The sequence below is a fragment of the Prevotella melaninogenica genome, assembly GCF_003609775.1.
GTDB classification, from domain to species: domain Bacteria; phylum Bacteroidota; class Bacteroidia; order Bacteroidales; family Bacteroidaceae; genus Prevotella; species Prevotella melaninogenica_A.
This window is the reverse complement of sequence record NZ_AP018050.1, coordinates 664,458-681,105: the sequence shown is the minus strand read 5'-3', so window position 1 is coordinate 681,105 and position 16,648 is coordinate 664,458. Positions and strand designations below refer to the sequence as shown.

At 41.9% G+C, this 16,648-nt stretch carries 10 protein-coding genes and 1 riboswitch; of the genes, 3 read left to right on the top strand and 7 right to left on the bottom strand.

Annotation, left to right across the window (positions count from 1 at the left end; genetic code table 11):
- Window positions 1-7: 7 nt before the first annotated feature.
- The 4 genes from PMEL_RS09395 to PMEL_RS09375 all read right to left on the bottom strand — a co-directional run bounded on the left by PMEL_RS09395 (window position 8) and on the right by PMEL_RS09375 (window position 6,391).
- Window positions 8-2,104: a family 20 glycosylhydrolase gene (locus PMEL_RS09395; protein ID WP_120175061.1), complete on the bottom strand. Its 2,097-nt coding sequence runs from the start codon at window positions 2,102-2,104 to the stop codon at window positions 8-10.
- Window positions 2,105-2,445: 341 nt separating this feature from the next.
- Window positions 2,446-4,701, bottom strand: coding sequence for a GH92 family glycosyl hydrolase (locus tag PMEL_RS09390; RefSeq protein ID WP_120175060.1), 2,256 nt, complete (start codon window positions 4,699-4,701; stop codon window positions 2,446-2,448).
- A 212-nt stretch (window positions 4,702-4,913) separates the two neighbouring features.
- Window positions 4,914-5,888 carry a glycoside hydrolase family 130 protein gene (locus PMEL_RS09385; protein ID WP_120175059.1) on the bottom strand — a complete coding sequence of 325 codons (975 nt, stop codon included), beginning with the start codon at window positions 5,886-5,888 and terminating at the stop codon, window positions 4,914-4,916.
- 257 nt (window positions 5,889-6,145) lie between these two features.
- Window positions 6,146-6,391, bottom strand: coding sequence for a hypothetical protein (locus PMEL_RS09375; protein WP_120175058.1), 246 nt, complete (start codon window positions 6,389-6,391; stop codon window positions 6,146-6,148).
- A 1,153-nt stretch (window positions 6,392-7,544) separates the two neighbouring features.
- On the opposite strand from PMEL_RS09375, the gene PMEL_RS09370 reads away from it, so the two are divergent.
- Window positions 7,545-8,384: a GLPGLI family protein gene (locus tag PMEL_RS09370; RefSeq protein WP_120175057.1), complete on the top strand. Its 840-nt coding sequence runs from the start codon at window positions 7,545-7,547 to the stop codon at window positions 8,382-8,384.
- A 53-nt stretch (window positions 8,385-8,437) separates the two neighbouring features.
- Entirely contained in the window at window positions 8,438-10,993 is a 2,556-nt protein-coding gene (locus PMEL_RS09365; RefSeq protein WP_120175531.1) for a TonB-dependent receptor, read from the top strand.
- A gap of 89 nt (window positions 10,994-11,082) precedes the next feature.
- Here PMEL_RS09365 and PMEL_RS09360 read toward each other — a convergent pair whose 3' ends face one another.
- From PMEL_RS09360 to PMEL_RS09350, 3 genes are all read right to left on the bottom strand, one after another.
- Window positions 11,083-11,502, bottom strand: a complete 420-nt coding sequence (locus PMEL_RS09360; protein WP_120175530.1) for a nucleoside 2-deoxyribosyltransferase — start codon at window positions 11,500-11,502, stop codon at window positions 11,083-11,085.
- 739 nt (window positions 11,503-12,241) lie between these two features.
- Complete coding sequence (locus PMEL_RS12485; protein ID WP_262697071.1) at window positions 12,242-12,370, bottom strand: hypothetical protein; 129 nt, start codon at window positions 12,368-12,370, stop codon at window positions 12,242-12,244.
- Between the two features lie 239 nt (window positions 12,371-12,609).
- A complete protein-coding gene (locus tag PMEL_RS09350) occupies window positions 12,610-13,242 on the bottom strand; it encodes an HdeD family acid-resistance protein (protein ID WP_120175056.1) in 633 nt (210 codons plus the stop codon).
- An 868-nt stretch (window positions 13,243-14,110) separates the two neighbouring features.
- Window positions 14,111-14,209: riboswitch (TPP riboswitch) on the top strand.
- A gap of 25 nt (window positions 14,210-14,234) precedes the next feature.
- Between PMEL_RS09350 and PMEL_RS09340 the strand changes: the two genes are divergently transcribed.
- Window positions 14,235-16,619 (top strand): TonB-dependent receptor, encoded by a 2,385-nt coding sequence (locus tag PMEL_RS09340; RefSeq protein WP_120175054.1) that lies wholly within the window; start codon window positions 14,235-14,237, stop codon window positions 16,617-16,619.
- The last annotated feature ends 29 nt before the right edge of the window (window positions 16,620-16,648 follow it).

Genomic DNA, 16,648 nt, shown 5'->3' with positions numbered 1-16,648 from the left:
CCTTGTCTTATTTCTCGTTAACGATAATCTCGTCTGTGAAAATCCATGCATCCTTCTCACGAGAGAGTGCCTTTACACGTACATAACGGCCTTTGACATCACCCTTCCACTTGTAAGGATAAACAAGGTAGTCCTCTGACGACTTAATACCTGGGCGTACTGTGTCAATCGTTGTGAAGTTCTTGCCATCCTCTGACACCATCAACTCGATTGTTTCAGGCGTATAGATAACCGACTCATAGAGGTGCATAAAGTCAACACATACGTCACGTATGTCCGTAACCTTACCCATATCAACCACAACATCTACACCAGTACTATCGATGAAGCCCTGCCAACGACCCTCAAGATAGCCCCAGTCACCACGCAAACCATTGGTCAGTGTACTGTCGCCTTCGGCACGATACTTCTCTGCATAACGTCCAAGATAAGTCACTGGCTTATTCAATGCCTCGTGCTGTGTCACACTGCGGCTTTCCATACGTGACCCCTTCTCCTTTGAAAGGTCAAAGGCATTATAGCCCGCACGCTTCAGACGTTCAACATTTACGACTGCTCTCTTGCGGAAGTTGTCGTAACCAGTGCGCTTCTTTGTCCAACCTGTCTCTGCCAAAGCCAACAGACGAGGATAGAGCATATACTCTAAATGACTTGGCTCAGCAATGAACTCAGTCCATACACAAGCCTGAACGCCATCCATATATTTCTCAAGATTGGTTCCTTTATACGCTGCTGGAATTGGCTCATAGTTATAAGTCTTATCCAAACGAGTATAACCTCCCTGCGCCTTTGGCTGTTCCATCGGATTGTCCTGATACATATTCAGATAATAGAACTGCTGTGGAGCCATCACTACATGGTGCTTACTTGTTGCAGCCTCAATACCAGCCTCTGTTCCGCGCCATGACATCACGGCTGCGTTAGGAGCTAACTTACCTTCCATAATCTCGTCCCAACCAAGCAGTTTACGGCCATGGCTGTTCAAGAATTGTTCCATACGATGGGTGAAATGGCTCTGCAACTCGGCTACATCCTTCAAGTTGTTCTCCTTCATCATCTTCTGACAATCAGGGCAAGTCTTCCATGTGCGACGTTCTGCCTCGTCTCCTCCGATGTGGATATACTTAGAAGGGAAGAGCGCCATTGTCTCTTTCAGCACGTTCTCCATGAAGGTATAGGTTGCCTCCTTTCCTACACAGAGGTCTGACTGTGTATAAGGTTTGCCTGTACATGACAACTCTGGGTAGGCATAAACAACCTCATCGCTATGACCAGGCATCTCTATCTCTGGGATTACCTCTATGTGGCGCGCAGCTGCATAGCGTACGATATCCTTGATATCTTCCTGTGTGTAATAGCCACCGTGTATATTCATTCCCTTCCAACATACAAGGCGGCTTGGATCAGGAATATACGTGCGGTCATTCCCGTTCCACCACTTCGTCCAGTCAGATTCTGTTCTATAAGCGGTTTCGTCTGTCAGTCGAGGATATTTCTTCACCTCCATGCGCCATCCACCACCATCAGTGAGGTGCCAGTGGAAGCGGTCGAGCTTGAAATAAGCCATCGCATCAATCTGCTTCTTCAAAAAGTCCTTTGTCCAGAAGTGGCGAGAGCAGTCGATCATCAAACCACGATAAGCGAAACGAGGGGCGTCCTTCACCTTTACACAAGCTATCTGCCCATTCGTTTCGAGCTGGCGAACGGTTTGCAAACCATAGAACAAGCCTGTTGGGGTCAGTGCCTGAATGGTGATACCCTTTGGTGTCACCTCCAACTCATAACCTTGCAGACGAACGCTGTCCATTGCCTGCGCTGCTTGCTTGGCTGTACCCTTGCAAATCAAGCGGAAAACGCCTTGTTGAGAAGGATTCTTTGCGTATGCCAAAGGCTGCTTCAACACCTCAGAAGTGTACTGCTTCAACACCTTGAAGTCACTACCTGTAAGATTGGTCACAATCTTCTCACCCTTATTCAGCTTGAAGTGACCCTTCAAAAGACTGATATTCTCAGGTTGTGGAATGATGTTCTGAGCTGCAACAGGCAAAGAAACAGCTGCTGCAAACAACAGGAAAACTGCACTCAAAAGAACTTTTTTTCTCATAACGTGAGTATAAATTTCGGTTTTATTTCTTTATTATTTGTTTTTACTTTATGTCTCTTTCTTCGATGGCTGTCGGCTGTCTGTATTCTTATCAGCGGTCATTCAAAACCTTTCTGATAGTAGACTGCCTTCCAAACTGCCACCTTTTTGTTTCGTATTAAACCTCCGCACCAAATGTGCTAAGACTCCGCACAACTTGTGTTAAGGCTCCACACACTTTGTCCGAAGCGTTCGGACAGTAATAGAAAACGGCAAACAATGTCCGTTTTTATCATTATATATAATGTAATAAGACATTAAAGACCGTCGGAAGCGTGGGAGGTTTGATGGGTAGTAGTCGTTTACTTTAGATAGAACTTCAATACTCCGCCCTTCAATAGCTCGTCATTCGTAATGCGATAGCGGTTCAATGGCTTACCACCTAATTCTATCTTCTTAATAATAACAGCCTCAGCATTTGGACGAACAGTCTCAATCAAGAGGTTATCTCTACCCCACTGTGCCTTATCCAAACGGATAGTCACCTTGTCAAAGACTGGCGAAGTGAGCGTATAAGATGGATCGCCTGGACAGTCAGGATAGAAACCTATCATATTAAACACCGCCCAAGCCGACATGGTTCCAGTGTCATCATTACCCGGGATGCCCTCTGGTGCATTCTTGAAATACTCCTTCAAGAGTCTGCGTGTCTGTACCTGTGTACGCCACTCGTCGCCCTTGAAATAAGAGAAGAGGTAAGGATAAGCGATATCAGGCTCATTGGCAGGGTCATAATAACCCTTGTCGAACACGCTCTGGAGCTTGTTTACAAAGTTTTTCTGTCCTCCCATGAGCTTTGCGAGTCCCATAACGTCATGCGGAACATAGAAAGTATAGTTCCAAGCATTGCCTTCATGGAAGCCCGGAGATGGTTCGAAGTTCTCTCCCTGCTTTGGATCGAAAGGCTTATAGAAGGTGCCGTCTGGCATCAATGGGCGCAACAAGCCAAACTCCTTACTAAAATAATGGCGATAACCCAAAGCACGATTGTGGAACAGACGGGCATCATCTTTCTTACCCAATGCCATAGCCAAGCGTGAAAGGGCATTGTCTGCAATGTAGTATTCGAGGGCGTGAGAGACGGAGTTATCGAACTTCTCGTGCAAAGCTACATAACCCTTCTCCATGTATTCGTCATTGTCTGGGCGCAGAGGGTTCTCGCTTCCCTTTGTCAAAGCCGACTTGCGGAATGCCTCGTAAGCCTTATTGATATCGTAACCACGCAGACCTTTCAACCAAGAATCAGTGATAACAGGGATAGCTGGGTCGCCTTCCATCGTGTAGGTTTCACGACTAAAGAGTTCCCACTTTGGCATCCAGCCATGCTCCTCGTACATCCCAATCATCGAACGAATCATGTCGCGCTGACGATTTGGATAAACCAACGTAAGCAACTGATGCACATTGCGATAGGTATCCCACAGAGAGAAGACCGTATAACGGTTACCCTCCTTCACCGTTCGAATCTCATCACCCTCCATGGCAGGGTACTGTCCGTTGACATCCTGCAGGATATTTGGGTGGATAAGGACGTGATAAAGAGCAGTATAGAAGATGGTGCGCTCTGTCTTTGTACCACCCTCAACGAGGATGCGGGAGAGATCATCATTCCACTTAGCACGCGCCTCAGCACGAATAGCGTCGAAGTTCTTTCCACGCTGTTCGGCATCAAGGTTCTCACGAGCGTTTGCCATACTTACGAATGACACGCCCATCTGTACCTCCACCTGCTCGTCAGCCTCTGTGTTGAAGTTCATCCATACTCCGATATCATCACCAGAGAGTTCCTTGTGATAAGTCTTATAGAGTTTATACTTGCCATTATCAACATCCCACTCAGCCTCTACGCCTGTCATCGGACGCTGCTTCTTCCAATAGCCAGCCTCCGTTGGCTTCTTGCTGACACGCATCACGAAGTAAATTGGGAATACTGCCTGAGGGTTATAACAGAATGTACCCTGCAACTTCATACCCTCATATTCCGTGTCGCTCACTTTCTTCACCATGGCACCAGACTCATTTGTGAGTCCTTCACCGAGGTTCAACAAGATATGACTTTCTCCTTTCGGGAATGTGAAACGTGCAACAGAACTGCGAGGAGTGGCTGTTACCTCTGTTTTCACATTATACTTTACCAAGTGATTAGAATAATAACCGGGACGAGCAACCTCCTTGTCGTAAGTACTTCCGTACTCCTTATAATCAACGTTCAACTTTCCTGTCGTTGGCATAAGCAACAATGAGCCAACTTCTGGGCAGCCCACACCACTCAGATTGACGTGAGAATAACCAGTGAAAAAGACGTTATGATATTCGTAAGGAGTTGACCACCAGCGTGCATCCTTGTCATATTTATTCAAATCAGAACCCATTACGTTGAATGGCACAACTGACATCAATCCGTTAGGGCATACTGCTCCCGGATTAGTTGTACCAAAATTAGATGTTCCAATAAATGGATTGACAAGGTCGACAGGCTCTTCCCCACCCTTGTCAGCCGCCTTCAGCGAAAGAAAAGACAAGGAAAGAAGTAGTACTAATAGGAATTTACGATTCATTTGGGTGATAGGTGATAGGTGTTAGATGGTGATGAATAGTAGGTGATAGGTAGTGGGTGTTAGGTGGTGATGGGTGTTAGGTGATGGATGGTGGGTGGTGATGAATTGTGATGAAGCTATCATTATTTATATCTAAGCAATTCATCAACACCCAACACCTATCACCTAACACCTAACAAATCATCAACACCCAACACCCAACACTTAACACCTTATAAAATGCTATTGTTCTTTGTGAACTCTACGATGTCCTTAATATAGCCAAATGCCATACCAACGACGGTATCAGCTGCACCATAGTAAACCGCTACGCGCTCGCCATCCTGCAAAGCAGCACATGGGAAGACAACGTTTGGCACGTCACCCTGCAACTCGTAAGGTGCATTTGGTGCAAGAAGATATGGACGAGTGCGATAGAGAACCTTCTCTGGATTGTCCTTGTCAAGGATAGCTGCACCCATTGAATAACGGAAACCATTACAAGTAGTGATTACACCATGATAGAAAAGCAACCAACCTTCATCTGTCAAGAAAGGAACTGAACCAGCACCAATCTTTGTACACTGCCATGCACTCTCTGGGAAAGGAGTAACCTTCATTACGCAACGATGCTCGCCCCAATACTTCATATCTGGGCTGAAGCTGATGTAGATATCACCGAAAGGTGTATGACCATTGTCGCTTGGACGGCTCAACATCGCATACTTCCCGTTAATCTTCTCTGGGAAGAGGACGCCATTACGGTTGAATGGCAAGAAAGCATTCTCACACTGATAGAACTTCTTGAAGTCGAAGGTGTAAGCAATACCGATTGTTGGTCCGTGATAACCATTACACCATGTAATCCAATAACGGTCCTCAATCCATGTAACACGTGGGTCATACTTGTATTCTGACTCAATCATTTCAGTGTTACCAGCCTCAAACTTAATAGGCTCATGATTGATTTCCCAATTGATACCGTCCTTACTGAAACCAGCAAAAATGTTCATCTGAACCGCCTTGTTGTCGCAACGGAATACTCCAGCAAAGCCGTCCTCAAAAGGAACAACAGCACTATTGAAGATACTGTTTGATGTTGGAATATGATAACGATCGATGATTGGGTTCTTTGAATAACGCCACATCACATCCTTGCATCCTTCTGGACGGTCTTCCCAAGGCAGAATATCTTTTAAACTTTTCATTGTAAATATAGTTTTATGCTTTTAGTTTTTATAAATGTCTATACATTATAAATACAAGCAAAGTTAGCTTTTTACTTCAACAATGGGAAGATTTTTATCATTCGTTAAATAGGAAAAACACTTCTTAACAAGTATCGTTAAGAATATGTTATTTGCCAAACAAACTTATTATTAAAATAGCCGTAATTACCGTTTAACCCAGTTCTGCACTTCCAATCCTTCTATACGTGCAAAGTGTTTTACATTCTCTGTTGACTTTAGGAGCTCTGCTTGATAATACCCATCAATTCTTCAGCAGTTTCGTTTCCTTCCCACTTCCCAAAAAACTTATTAAGCATTTCTTCTGTATAGGCCTCGTCAGACATTTCCTTACGTTCTTCCTCAAGTACAGAGTTGGTAAGTTTCACAGCTAAGCCCAACCGAATGTTCTTACTCATCGAACGCAATGCGTTCCAATACATACGTATCGTATTGTTCTCGATGTTTGTCATTATGCCTGCCATAATTATACCTCCTGTTTATATTTCTCTGCAAAAATAATGCAAACGAGAGCAAAGAAAGCTTACTTTCAATTTGCCGAGTAGAGCTTATTTTCTGCAAATATAACGTTTTCCTATAACAACTCCAAATCTACATCTTGGTTTTCACTTTCTTATTGTAACTGATTAGGTAAAAAGAGTATTACACTATTACGCTCACAGCATAAGAGAATAACGGACCGAAATCCAACAATACTTTTATTTCATTTTGCTGTCATTTTAACATTTAGACAGAAACGCCTGTAAACTAATCTGTTATATCTTCATTCAGAGTGACAGAAGTGACAGGAAAATTATTTTTAGCTTAATATTGGCATCTTATTCCATCTTTGAAAACTCTGAGGAGGCAGATATATTTCTCATATAAGATGTACTGATTTTTAAATTCCTTATACGCTGGCAACGATAACCGCACATGAAAAGAAAAATAGTTCTTCCGTTAAATACGTAGACAGGTTAATAGAATGAGTTTAATCCACATACATGGTATGATTAGCCTTAATTAGATGGTTTTATAAAGTGGGATAAACTACATAACAACTATAATTAGGTGTGATGTTTATCCGTCTTCTACAAGCAACTTATTCCCTTATTAATTGATATTTGTAAACTATTTTCGTGCAACTCAAAACCAATACATGCTCTTTTGGCTTCTAAAAGATGCCTAATTGACTTGCAATAGATGCCCTTTTGAAGTCTAACTAACGCCCTTTTGAAGTCCAACTAAGCATCTTTTACTTTGCCACTTTATAACTAATTGACTTACTGTTGGTTGCAAACTTGCTTTTTACACATGCTTTTACCTTTATTTGTAGATATTTTATCCAAAATTATGTAATGATTTTTCAGAATCTTACCTGCATTTTTTTAAGTATTAACATGAAAAAGGTTTTCGGTGTTAGAGGGTGATAATAGAATAGACAGTTGACAGTCTTGGCTATGTTTTTGTTTAATGAATAACTTTAGTTCTTCCGTTAAAAGCTATACAAGAAGCATCCACGCATTTAATGGAAGAACCGAAAAATAATTTGAAATTAAGGAGTCAAATACTTGCTTTTTAGAAAAAGATTTTGTACAATTGTACTCGTTTTTGATTTACCTAATAGATAATATAACTATGACTTCGAAGATTAAACTACTACTAATTGCGCTAACCTTATCGTTATCTGCAAATGCACAGGAGAAGACGGAATTAGATGTTTTCAAGCATACAGCAATCGACACAACGCAGCTAATTGTTTCTTATGACCTAACTGTTAAATATGACCTATCAGGACAGAATAATCCTGACTTTGAAAAGGTATATACTTACATCGGACGAAAGGTGTGCCAGAGCTTTGTAGAGAGCGAGCATAATGCCGACCTGAGAATGGCTAAAGCCTTTCTTCGTAATGGGAAGCGAGGCTCAAGAGCATCTATGAAACTCGTCGCTAATGTTGGTGAAACCTATATTGGCTATCCAAAGGGAAAGACAACAGTGATTTACAATATGGACGGAGCTGGCTCTTATCTTTATCAAGAGGCTACTCCGAAGATGCAATGGAAGCTTACAACCGAGCATAAAATGCTTTTAGATTACGATTGTACAGCCGCAACTTGTTCTTATCGTGGAAGAAATTATAAGGTATGGTTCACTACTAAGATTCCACTTTCCTATGGTCCATGGAAGTTTACAGGACTGCCTGGCTTGGTTATGGAGGCTGAAACTAAAGAGGGAGATTATCATTGGACGGTTACTGGCATAGAAAAACCTAAGACTGTAATGCCTATCTATTTCCTTGATAGGACCTATGTAAAGACTTCTCGTGAGAACACACGCAAGCAAGAGAGGCTCTTGCTGAAAGATCCTGCAGGCTATCTTGAGAGCTATGGCTACAACTTCACTACGACTAATTTCAATGGACAAGTTGTGAAACTAACGCTCTTTACATTCGACAATCCTTTGGAACGAGAATGATAAGACACCTGCTTATCTTACTATCGTTTATCGGCTTATTGTCTATAAACAGTATGGCTCAGAACAGTCAGGGAGACTCTCTGACTATTACTGGGCGTGTGGTTGATAATAAACATCAACCTATGGATGGCTGTATTCTTACAATCATACAAGAAAAGGATTCTTCCATTCTTGCCAGTAGCCTGACCAATGAAGATGGCAGATACGCTATCAGCTATCCACGAACAAAAGACAACCTACTTTTAAGCCTGACAGGATTCAATATAAAACGGCAAGTAAAACGGATAACTCCAACGAGTCAGACCGTTAACTTCACCACCACCTACGAGAGTATCACACTGAAAGAGGTGGAGATAAAGGCAAGAAAGCTATGGGGAAGTAGGGACACACTGAACTACTTGGTCTCTGCCTATATGAAAGGACAGGACAGAACCATTGGTGACATTCTCAAACAGCTGCCAGGTATCACGTTAGAAGGTGGCATGGTGAAGTATCAAGGTGTACCTATCAACCATTTCTACATTGAGAACATGGATATGTTTGCGGGCAAATATAGCATCGCCACGAATGGTATTAAGGCTGAAGATGTCAGTACGGTACAGGTGATGGAAAACCATGAACATATCAAGGCATTGCAGGATCAGATACCACCTGAGTCAGCAGCTATCAATCTAAAGTTGAAGAAGAAAGCAAAGGGCAGATGGCTAAAGACCGTAGACTTAGGGATAGGCTTCGATTCTAACGGTTTATTGAGAGAAGTCAATGCTGCCCTTATGTACTTCGCACAAAGACAACAGCATGTTTTCTATTACGAAACAGATAATAACGGTTCAAGCGTCGATTGGTTTAAATCATACTATGGTGGGAGTAATATTGGAGCCTCTCGACTAACATCCATCATCTTTCCGGGATCATCTCCTGTAGGTAAGAGTCTACGTAACAACCAGCATAACATCTGTTTCAGCAATCTCAACAAACTAAGTGAGACCGCGGAAATAAAGTATAACATAACTTACAGGCACGATATCCAACGGCAAAGTAGCTATTCACAAACCATTTATCTGCTCCCTGATGCAACTACTCGTATGATGACCGAAGACATTTCTGCACGTAATACGACGAACGCTGCCACAATGCAGTTGCATTTTGAGAACAACAGCAGTAAGACTTATCTTAAAAACACACTTGACTTAGCAGGAAACTGGAGTGACGACAATGGACTGGCTTTGTCAAACAATGCACGTATTCAGCAACATGCCTCTAACAGAAACTTAGGACTGAACAATCACACGGAATGGATTCAGCGTACAACCAATGGAGGAGGTTTTAAGCTGAAAACAACCAACTTTGTACAGACAAATCCACAAGCTCTCGCCATTGAAGGGGGCATGCAGGTAAGACAAGATGCGAGACTCTCAAACATGGGAAGTTACAACAGCCTCACTTTGATAAGAAACATCCGAAAACACAACTGGACCATTGCGCCTTCCGCAGAGTTTAATATTGAATATGTGGGACTGAAAAGTTTATTAAACGATACAGCTGTGACAATGGCGACGAGCGGAGACATGGGTTACTTGCAGATGAAAAGCAACTTGGGAGCCAACCTACAATATGTCAAAAACACGTTCCGCCTATCATTCAATCTACCTTTATCGCTCAACTATACAAAGGTGGATAACGAACCGATAGCTAACGAGACGACGAAAGGAAAGCACACAACCCTACTCTTCTCGCCATCTTTTACAATGCTTTGGAAAGCAACAGACAATTGGACGCTTTCTGCAGGAGGGAGTTACGGGATGTTTCCTACGAGTTGGAGAAGTCTGTTCACTGCTTATCTAATGAGCAACTATAGGACACTGAACCGCTACAAGATGAATCTATCGGAAAACAAATCGGCAACTATACATGGGAAGATACACTACAAGAATATCCCGCATCAGTTCTTTGCCTATCTCTCTGGGGCGGTTAGTCGCTCATGGAGTGACATGATTTATGGTACGACAATAGACCAAAATGCGCATACATTGCTGCAAGCTGAATATGCTCCAAACCACCAGAGCAACTTCTCTATGACAGCGAATATACGAAAGGAGATTACTTGGCACGACATGAGTATCGGGGCAACAGCTGATTATTCGACTAACACAAGCAAGATACTCCGCCAGTCTGTCATCACCGACTATCAGTATAATAGTTTCTTTGTCTCTGCCAACCTTGCCTTTAATCTTATCAAGAACATCCGACTAACAGAGAACTGTCGATGGTCAATCTCCCAATCAAAGTCGGGTAACTACACAAATATGATTCGCAATTTTAGTAATGAGGCTGCACTCTCCATAGCTTTTATACCTGACAGACTGATACTTAACACCAACCTACAATACACGCATAATAGTGGTTTTACGGATAAAAAGGATTACACCTTTATGAATCTTAGTATCACCTTTAAAACAAAAAAGAAGATACAATTCGTTCTGAACGTCGATAATGTCTTCAATACAAAAACCTTTATCTATCGTTCTAACAGCAATCTTTCCGAAAGCTACACCCTCTACCAGCTTCGTCCAAGAAGTGTGATGCTCACTTCTCACTTTGCTTTATAACAGAAAAAGCAAGTGTGTTCGTCCCTATCTTGACAAGAATAAGAGCATACTGTCAACCTCGAATATTGATTTTTCTCGATTAAATCGCCCTACTTATTTCCTAAAATGTTATCCAGAACGGGATATATCTCCGCTTCGTTCTCGTATGGATAAACCTTAAAATAAGCGTTGCCATTCAGCATAGCGGAGATATTGGCTTTGTGCTTATCATAGAAGATATGCACTGGGATATTACAAGCCTCAGCGTATGCTAATTCATAACCAACGCCATGAGAGGGGTTCGTACATTCTGCTATCAGCACATCGGATGACCTAAGCCACTCTGTATCACGCTCATATATATGTACGTCATCTTCTTTTGTTTGCGCTTTTACACTCAAACTTCCTAAACCAATATGCTCCGTAAGTACTGTATCAGTCCTGTTGATATAGTCAATAATCCGCTTATACACAGCCGCATCCTCCCTACCACCACGGATAGAACCTGCGAAATAAACCTTTTTATTCATAACACAATGCTTTCGTTGATAAAACATACATGAGTAATACTCGCCCACAAAGATAACACTTTATAGTGAGAAACAGATGACTTAGATAGCCAATAACCTCTTTTAGTATCCTCCTGCCGACATAAAATCGCTATCCATTTGCAAGCTATAAAATACGGAGTGTTTAGTGAAAAATATTTACATCAAATCCTGTAAAACACCTAAAACAAAGGTAGAAAACACGCATAAGGAGCAAGTCTACAACATTCAGAAATTCAATTAGTTACAAAGGCGATACAGAAAAGGTGCTTAATTGGACTTCAAAAGGGCGTTAGTAAGGGGCTTAAAGGGCATCTTTTGAAAGCTAAAAGGGCGTTAATTGAAAGGCAATTAATGCCTTTTTGATTTTCAAGATTAGAATTATCTTTACAAGACAGAAGGACAGAAGAAAAAAAAGTCCTCTCCCCAACCCCTCTCCGAGAGAGAGGGGAGTGTTGGACACAAGAGAAAGTAATTCCTTCTACTATTGATTCATAAATAAGAAATGATATCCAAGGAGAAAAATGGGCTCTTTCGTTAAATGTGTAGATTGGAAATTAAATAAAAACTTATACACTTGCAGGATATGACTATCCCAAATTAAATGGTCTGACAAAGGAAGATAAACTACAAGATAAAATGCTGAATGAGTCTTGCCTTCCCGGTGGCAATGCTTGTGGGACACGTGTATGTACTGCCTTTTAACAGTAAACCTGCTGCCCTACTGTACACTACCAATCAATACAGCTGGAGCGATACCTTCAAGTTTGGTATTACGATAATGTTTATCAGTTGGTTGATGATACTCTTGTGGGGGTGAAACGGTATTGCGGTGGTATGGGTTTACCAATGGAGTATTCTTTTAATACCACAAAGCCAATAATGCCAATTACTGAAGATAAAAGATAAGATAAAGACAACTCTTAAAAAGAGTGCTGGATATTGGACGTAGGCGCGTCAATTATAAAATCATAATACCTCCAAAGAGTATTTAATTCTTTGGAGGTATTTTCTGCAAAAAAGCACCATAGCTCTGTAATCATAGGTATAACTATAGACTTGTGCCAGTGATATTTTACTAATTTGCTATTATTTCGTAGCTTCTTTCACTTCTTTTTCGACGTCTTCTATGCGGTTCTTTAAATCATCTGATAACTTTTGAGCAGAACCTTTTAACTTTTTCAGATTGAACGAAAGTATTACAGATGAAATACCTGTGGAGATAAATGATAAACCTGTGAATACTACTAATGAGATACCTGTAAAGACAGGATTAGCAATCAAAATGAACGAGAGGATAATACTCAATACGCTCACTATGGCTAAGTTCCCCCAATTCAGTACGCCTGCTTCTTTTTCTTCGAAGGCAAAACCAAGTAGCTCAAACGAACGGAATAGCAACGTAAAACCTACTACCAATGGTAATATAGACATTGATAGGGCAGGATACATAAGTAAAAAGATACCCATTATCAATGAAATAAGTCCGCTTACCAAATACCAGCCCCAACCATTAAGATTTTTAGTATTCTGTAGGGCAAAGAAGGTTTCAATTATCCCCGATACTAAGAACGAAAGACTAAAGAGTATTGAAAGGGTAAGATAAGAATCTTGTGGTGACATAATTACCCCTATACCACAAAGAATGAACAAAATTCCTAATATAAGGGGAATGTACCAGTGTTTTACTGATCTTCTGATGGATTTGAAAAAATGCAACATAACTTTATCATTTAAAAATTAATGACGCAAAGATAAGGATATTTTATTGATTCGCAAAATATTTATAAATAAAAAATACGGTTCTTCCGAAATATGGAGTGATAAAGTAAGCCTACTACATATAAAAGGCACACAGAGAGGAGGAGAACACGGAGATGAAAAACATAAAAGACAATATCATGGAGGTGCCGAAGGCACAAAGAGCGACAGAGCCGTAGTGTACGTGTTGCTGATAACTTTGGTAATAAACGTTTTAAGAAATCTTGTAAACCCACTGCTTTGTAATGAAGTAGACAAAAACATTAATAAAACTCGCAAATATCCTCTGATGCTCCACACACCAACGGTGCCTCTGTGCCTAACGATTTCTACTATATAAAACCTCTGTGTTCTCCTTTGCTCTGTGTGACAATACATCAAAGTTCTAATCTCAAAAGATATCACTCCAAATTGCTGAAGACTCCTAAAACAAACTACGAATTACGCAAATACCACGAATCATTATCACAACAAATAACTTGTGAACTTGTTAACTCGTAAACTAAAACAGCTATGAACTACTATAAGCTATGGTTTTAATTACTTCGCATCTTCTTTCCTTTTTGCGTATTTCAATTTTGCTGTCACTGCTATCACTTAAAGGCACAAGCTAACTCATTGGATTACAGAAGGAAAGGATGAAATGTTAAAAGTGACAGCAAATCAAAACAAAACTTGTGTTGTGAGAAGTGTAATAGTTTCTCATATCAGAGAAGAGTTATCACTCCCTATATAGAAAGAAAGGAATATAAATACGCGTATCCGATATTTGTACAGATTACTTTTGGCAGTTTGATAAGAAAGTATTACTTTTGCAGTGGTTTTCAGAATGGAAACTAAGGGGTGCTTGCCTGTTTGGGCTTGCTGAGATTATACCCATTGACCTGATACGGATAATGCCGGCGTAGGAAGATTCCCCCTTATACTTTTTTCTTAAATCATCAACCTGGGATATGAAAAGAATTATCCTATTTACTGCTGCACTGACGTGCGTGGCAGCTATTAAGGCGCAAACAGTGACGGACACACTGAGACAACAGCATCTTGATGAGGTCGTCGTGGCAGGTGTACGTGCGCCAAAGAGTGCACCATACGCTGTTTCTAATATCAAAAAGACAGAACTTGAGGCATTCTCAAAGAGTGGACGTGAACTGCCTTTCCTCCTCTCACAGACGCCGGGCGTATTGGCTTGGGGTGAGAACGGACTCGGAACGGGTACGGCAGCAATGCGCATCCGTGGTGCTGCGGGCAGTAGAATCAACATCACCTTAGACGGTGTCGCACTCAATTCGCCAGAGGATCAGACGGTGTTTTGGGCAAATATGAACTCTTACGCATCGCTGATGAATAGTGTACAGATACAACGTGGTATCGGTACTTCAACCAATGGCGATGGTGCTTTCGGTGGTTCGGTGTCGTTGGCAACGAGTGCACCAAGCCGACAACCAAGCGTAGAGGTGAGTGGTTCATACGGCTCATACAACACGTATAACGCAGGTGTGAAGTTCTCTACGGGTCTGTTGTTCAATCACCTTGTCTTCGATGGAGCCTATCACGAGACCGCAACAGACGGATATGTCAACGGAACGAGTGGACGTTCGGGTTCTTACTATGGTGGACTAACATGGTTGGGCGATAACTTCCGCATCAGCTATAAGAACATCGGCAACTTCGAGAAGACTGGACAAGCATGGAACGGTGTCGTTACGGGTAGCAATGACTTGAGTTTGATGGATGGTACCTACGGTGTAAAGACTGGTATCACGACCTATAAAGATATGTATGACAGAGGTTTGGGCAAGTTCAACCAACTCTATGAATACCTGCAGACCGATGCTAACGGAGCCTTCGTAAAGGATGCAAACGGCAACTACCAGACAGCACGTTACACAATGCGTGACGGCTCATTCTGGAACAAGACGACAGATAATTTCTATCAGAATCATAACCTCTTATCGTTTGCTTTCCACCCTTCCAATCATTGGAGTCATAACGTAACCCTGCATTACACCTACGGTTACGGCTATTACAGCGAATTTAAGCATAACACAAAGTTTGCTAAGTTCGGCTTGGCATTCACCGATAGCAATGGTAAGTTTATCAAAAAGTCAGACTTCGTACGCCTGAAAGGTTTGTCACAGCACACCTACGGCATTGTTTACACCAGCAATTACAAGGACGAGAACTGGGACGTAACGGGTGGACTGAATCTGCAGCAGTTCCGTGGCAGTCACTTCGGCTACCTTACTTATATAAAGAATGAGGAGGCAGATGCGAAATATCGTTCTGGTGGCAATGATTATAAATATTATGACTCTAAGGCACATAAGTATGATTACAGCGGATTCTTCAAGGCAAAATACAACTTTGCAGACTATTGGAATGTGTTTATGGATTTGCAGATTCGTCATGTAGAATATATGACCGATGGTCAGAACGACCGTTTCTATAAGGTAGGAAGTGGCTATCAGAACCAACTCTTAGACATCAGCGAGCGTTATGACTTCGTCAATCCGAAAGCAGGTATCAGCTATTATCGTGGCGGTCACAAGGCATACGCTTCTATTGCGCACGCCAGTCGTGAGCCAGAACGTAATAACTTCACCAACAACGGTAGTTATCCTGCACCATCGCCAGAGCGTATGATGGATATCGAAATGGGCTATCAATACAATGGTCGCAACTGGAGAGCAGGGGTGAACCTCTATTATATGGACTATAACAACCAGTTTGTACAGACTGGTGCGCAGAGTGATATCGGTGAGAATCTGACCACAAACATCAAGAGCAGCTATCGTATGGGTGCTGAGATAGAGGCAGGATGGAGTCCATTATCATGGTTGACCGTTGAGGGTAACGCAGCTTTGAGTCGTAATATCATCAAGGACTTTGACGAGATGGCAAGTGTAGATTGGGAGTCTTCGTTCCGTAAGATTCATTACAACCACTCTACTTTGGCGTTCTCACCATCAGCTATCCTCAATGGTATGCTCAATCTCCATTATAAAGGCTTTGAGGCAGTATGGCATACAAACTTCGTCAGTCGTCAGTATCTCGACAATACAGAGAACATGACACGTTCGTTGCCATGCTATTCACAGACGAATATCAACCTCAGCTACACACTTCGTCCTACCAAGCACATTGCTGGTTTGAAGGAAGCTGTCTTCGGTGTGAACCTCAACAATATCTTCAATCGCCATTATGCAGCCAGCGGATGGGTGTACAGCTCAATCCTCGACAACAACGGTCATCCTAACGAGAACCGTTATACGCAGATTGGTTTTATCCCAATGGCAGGCTTTAATGTGATGGGAAGTGTTGCGGTGAAGTTTTAAATAGAACAAGACCTAACAACTGGCCCCTC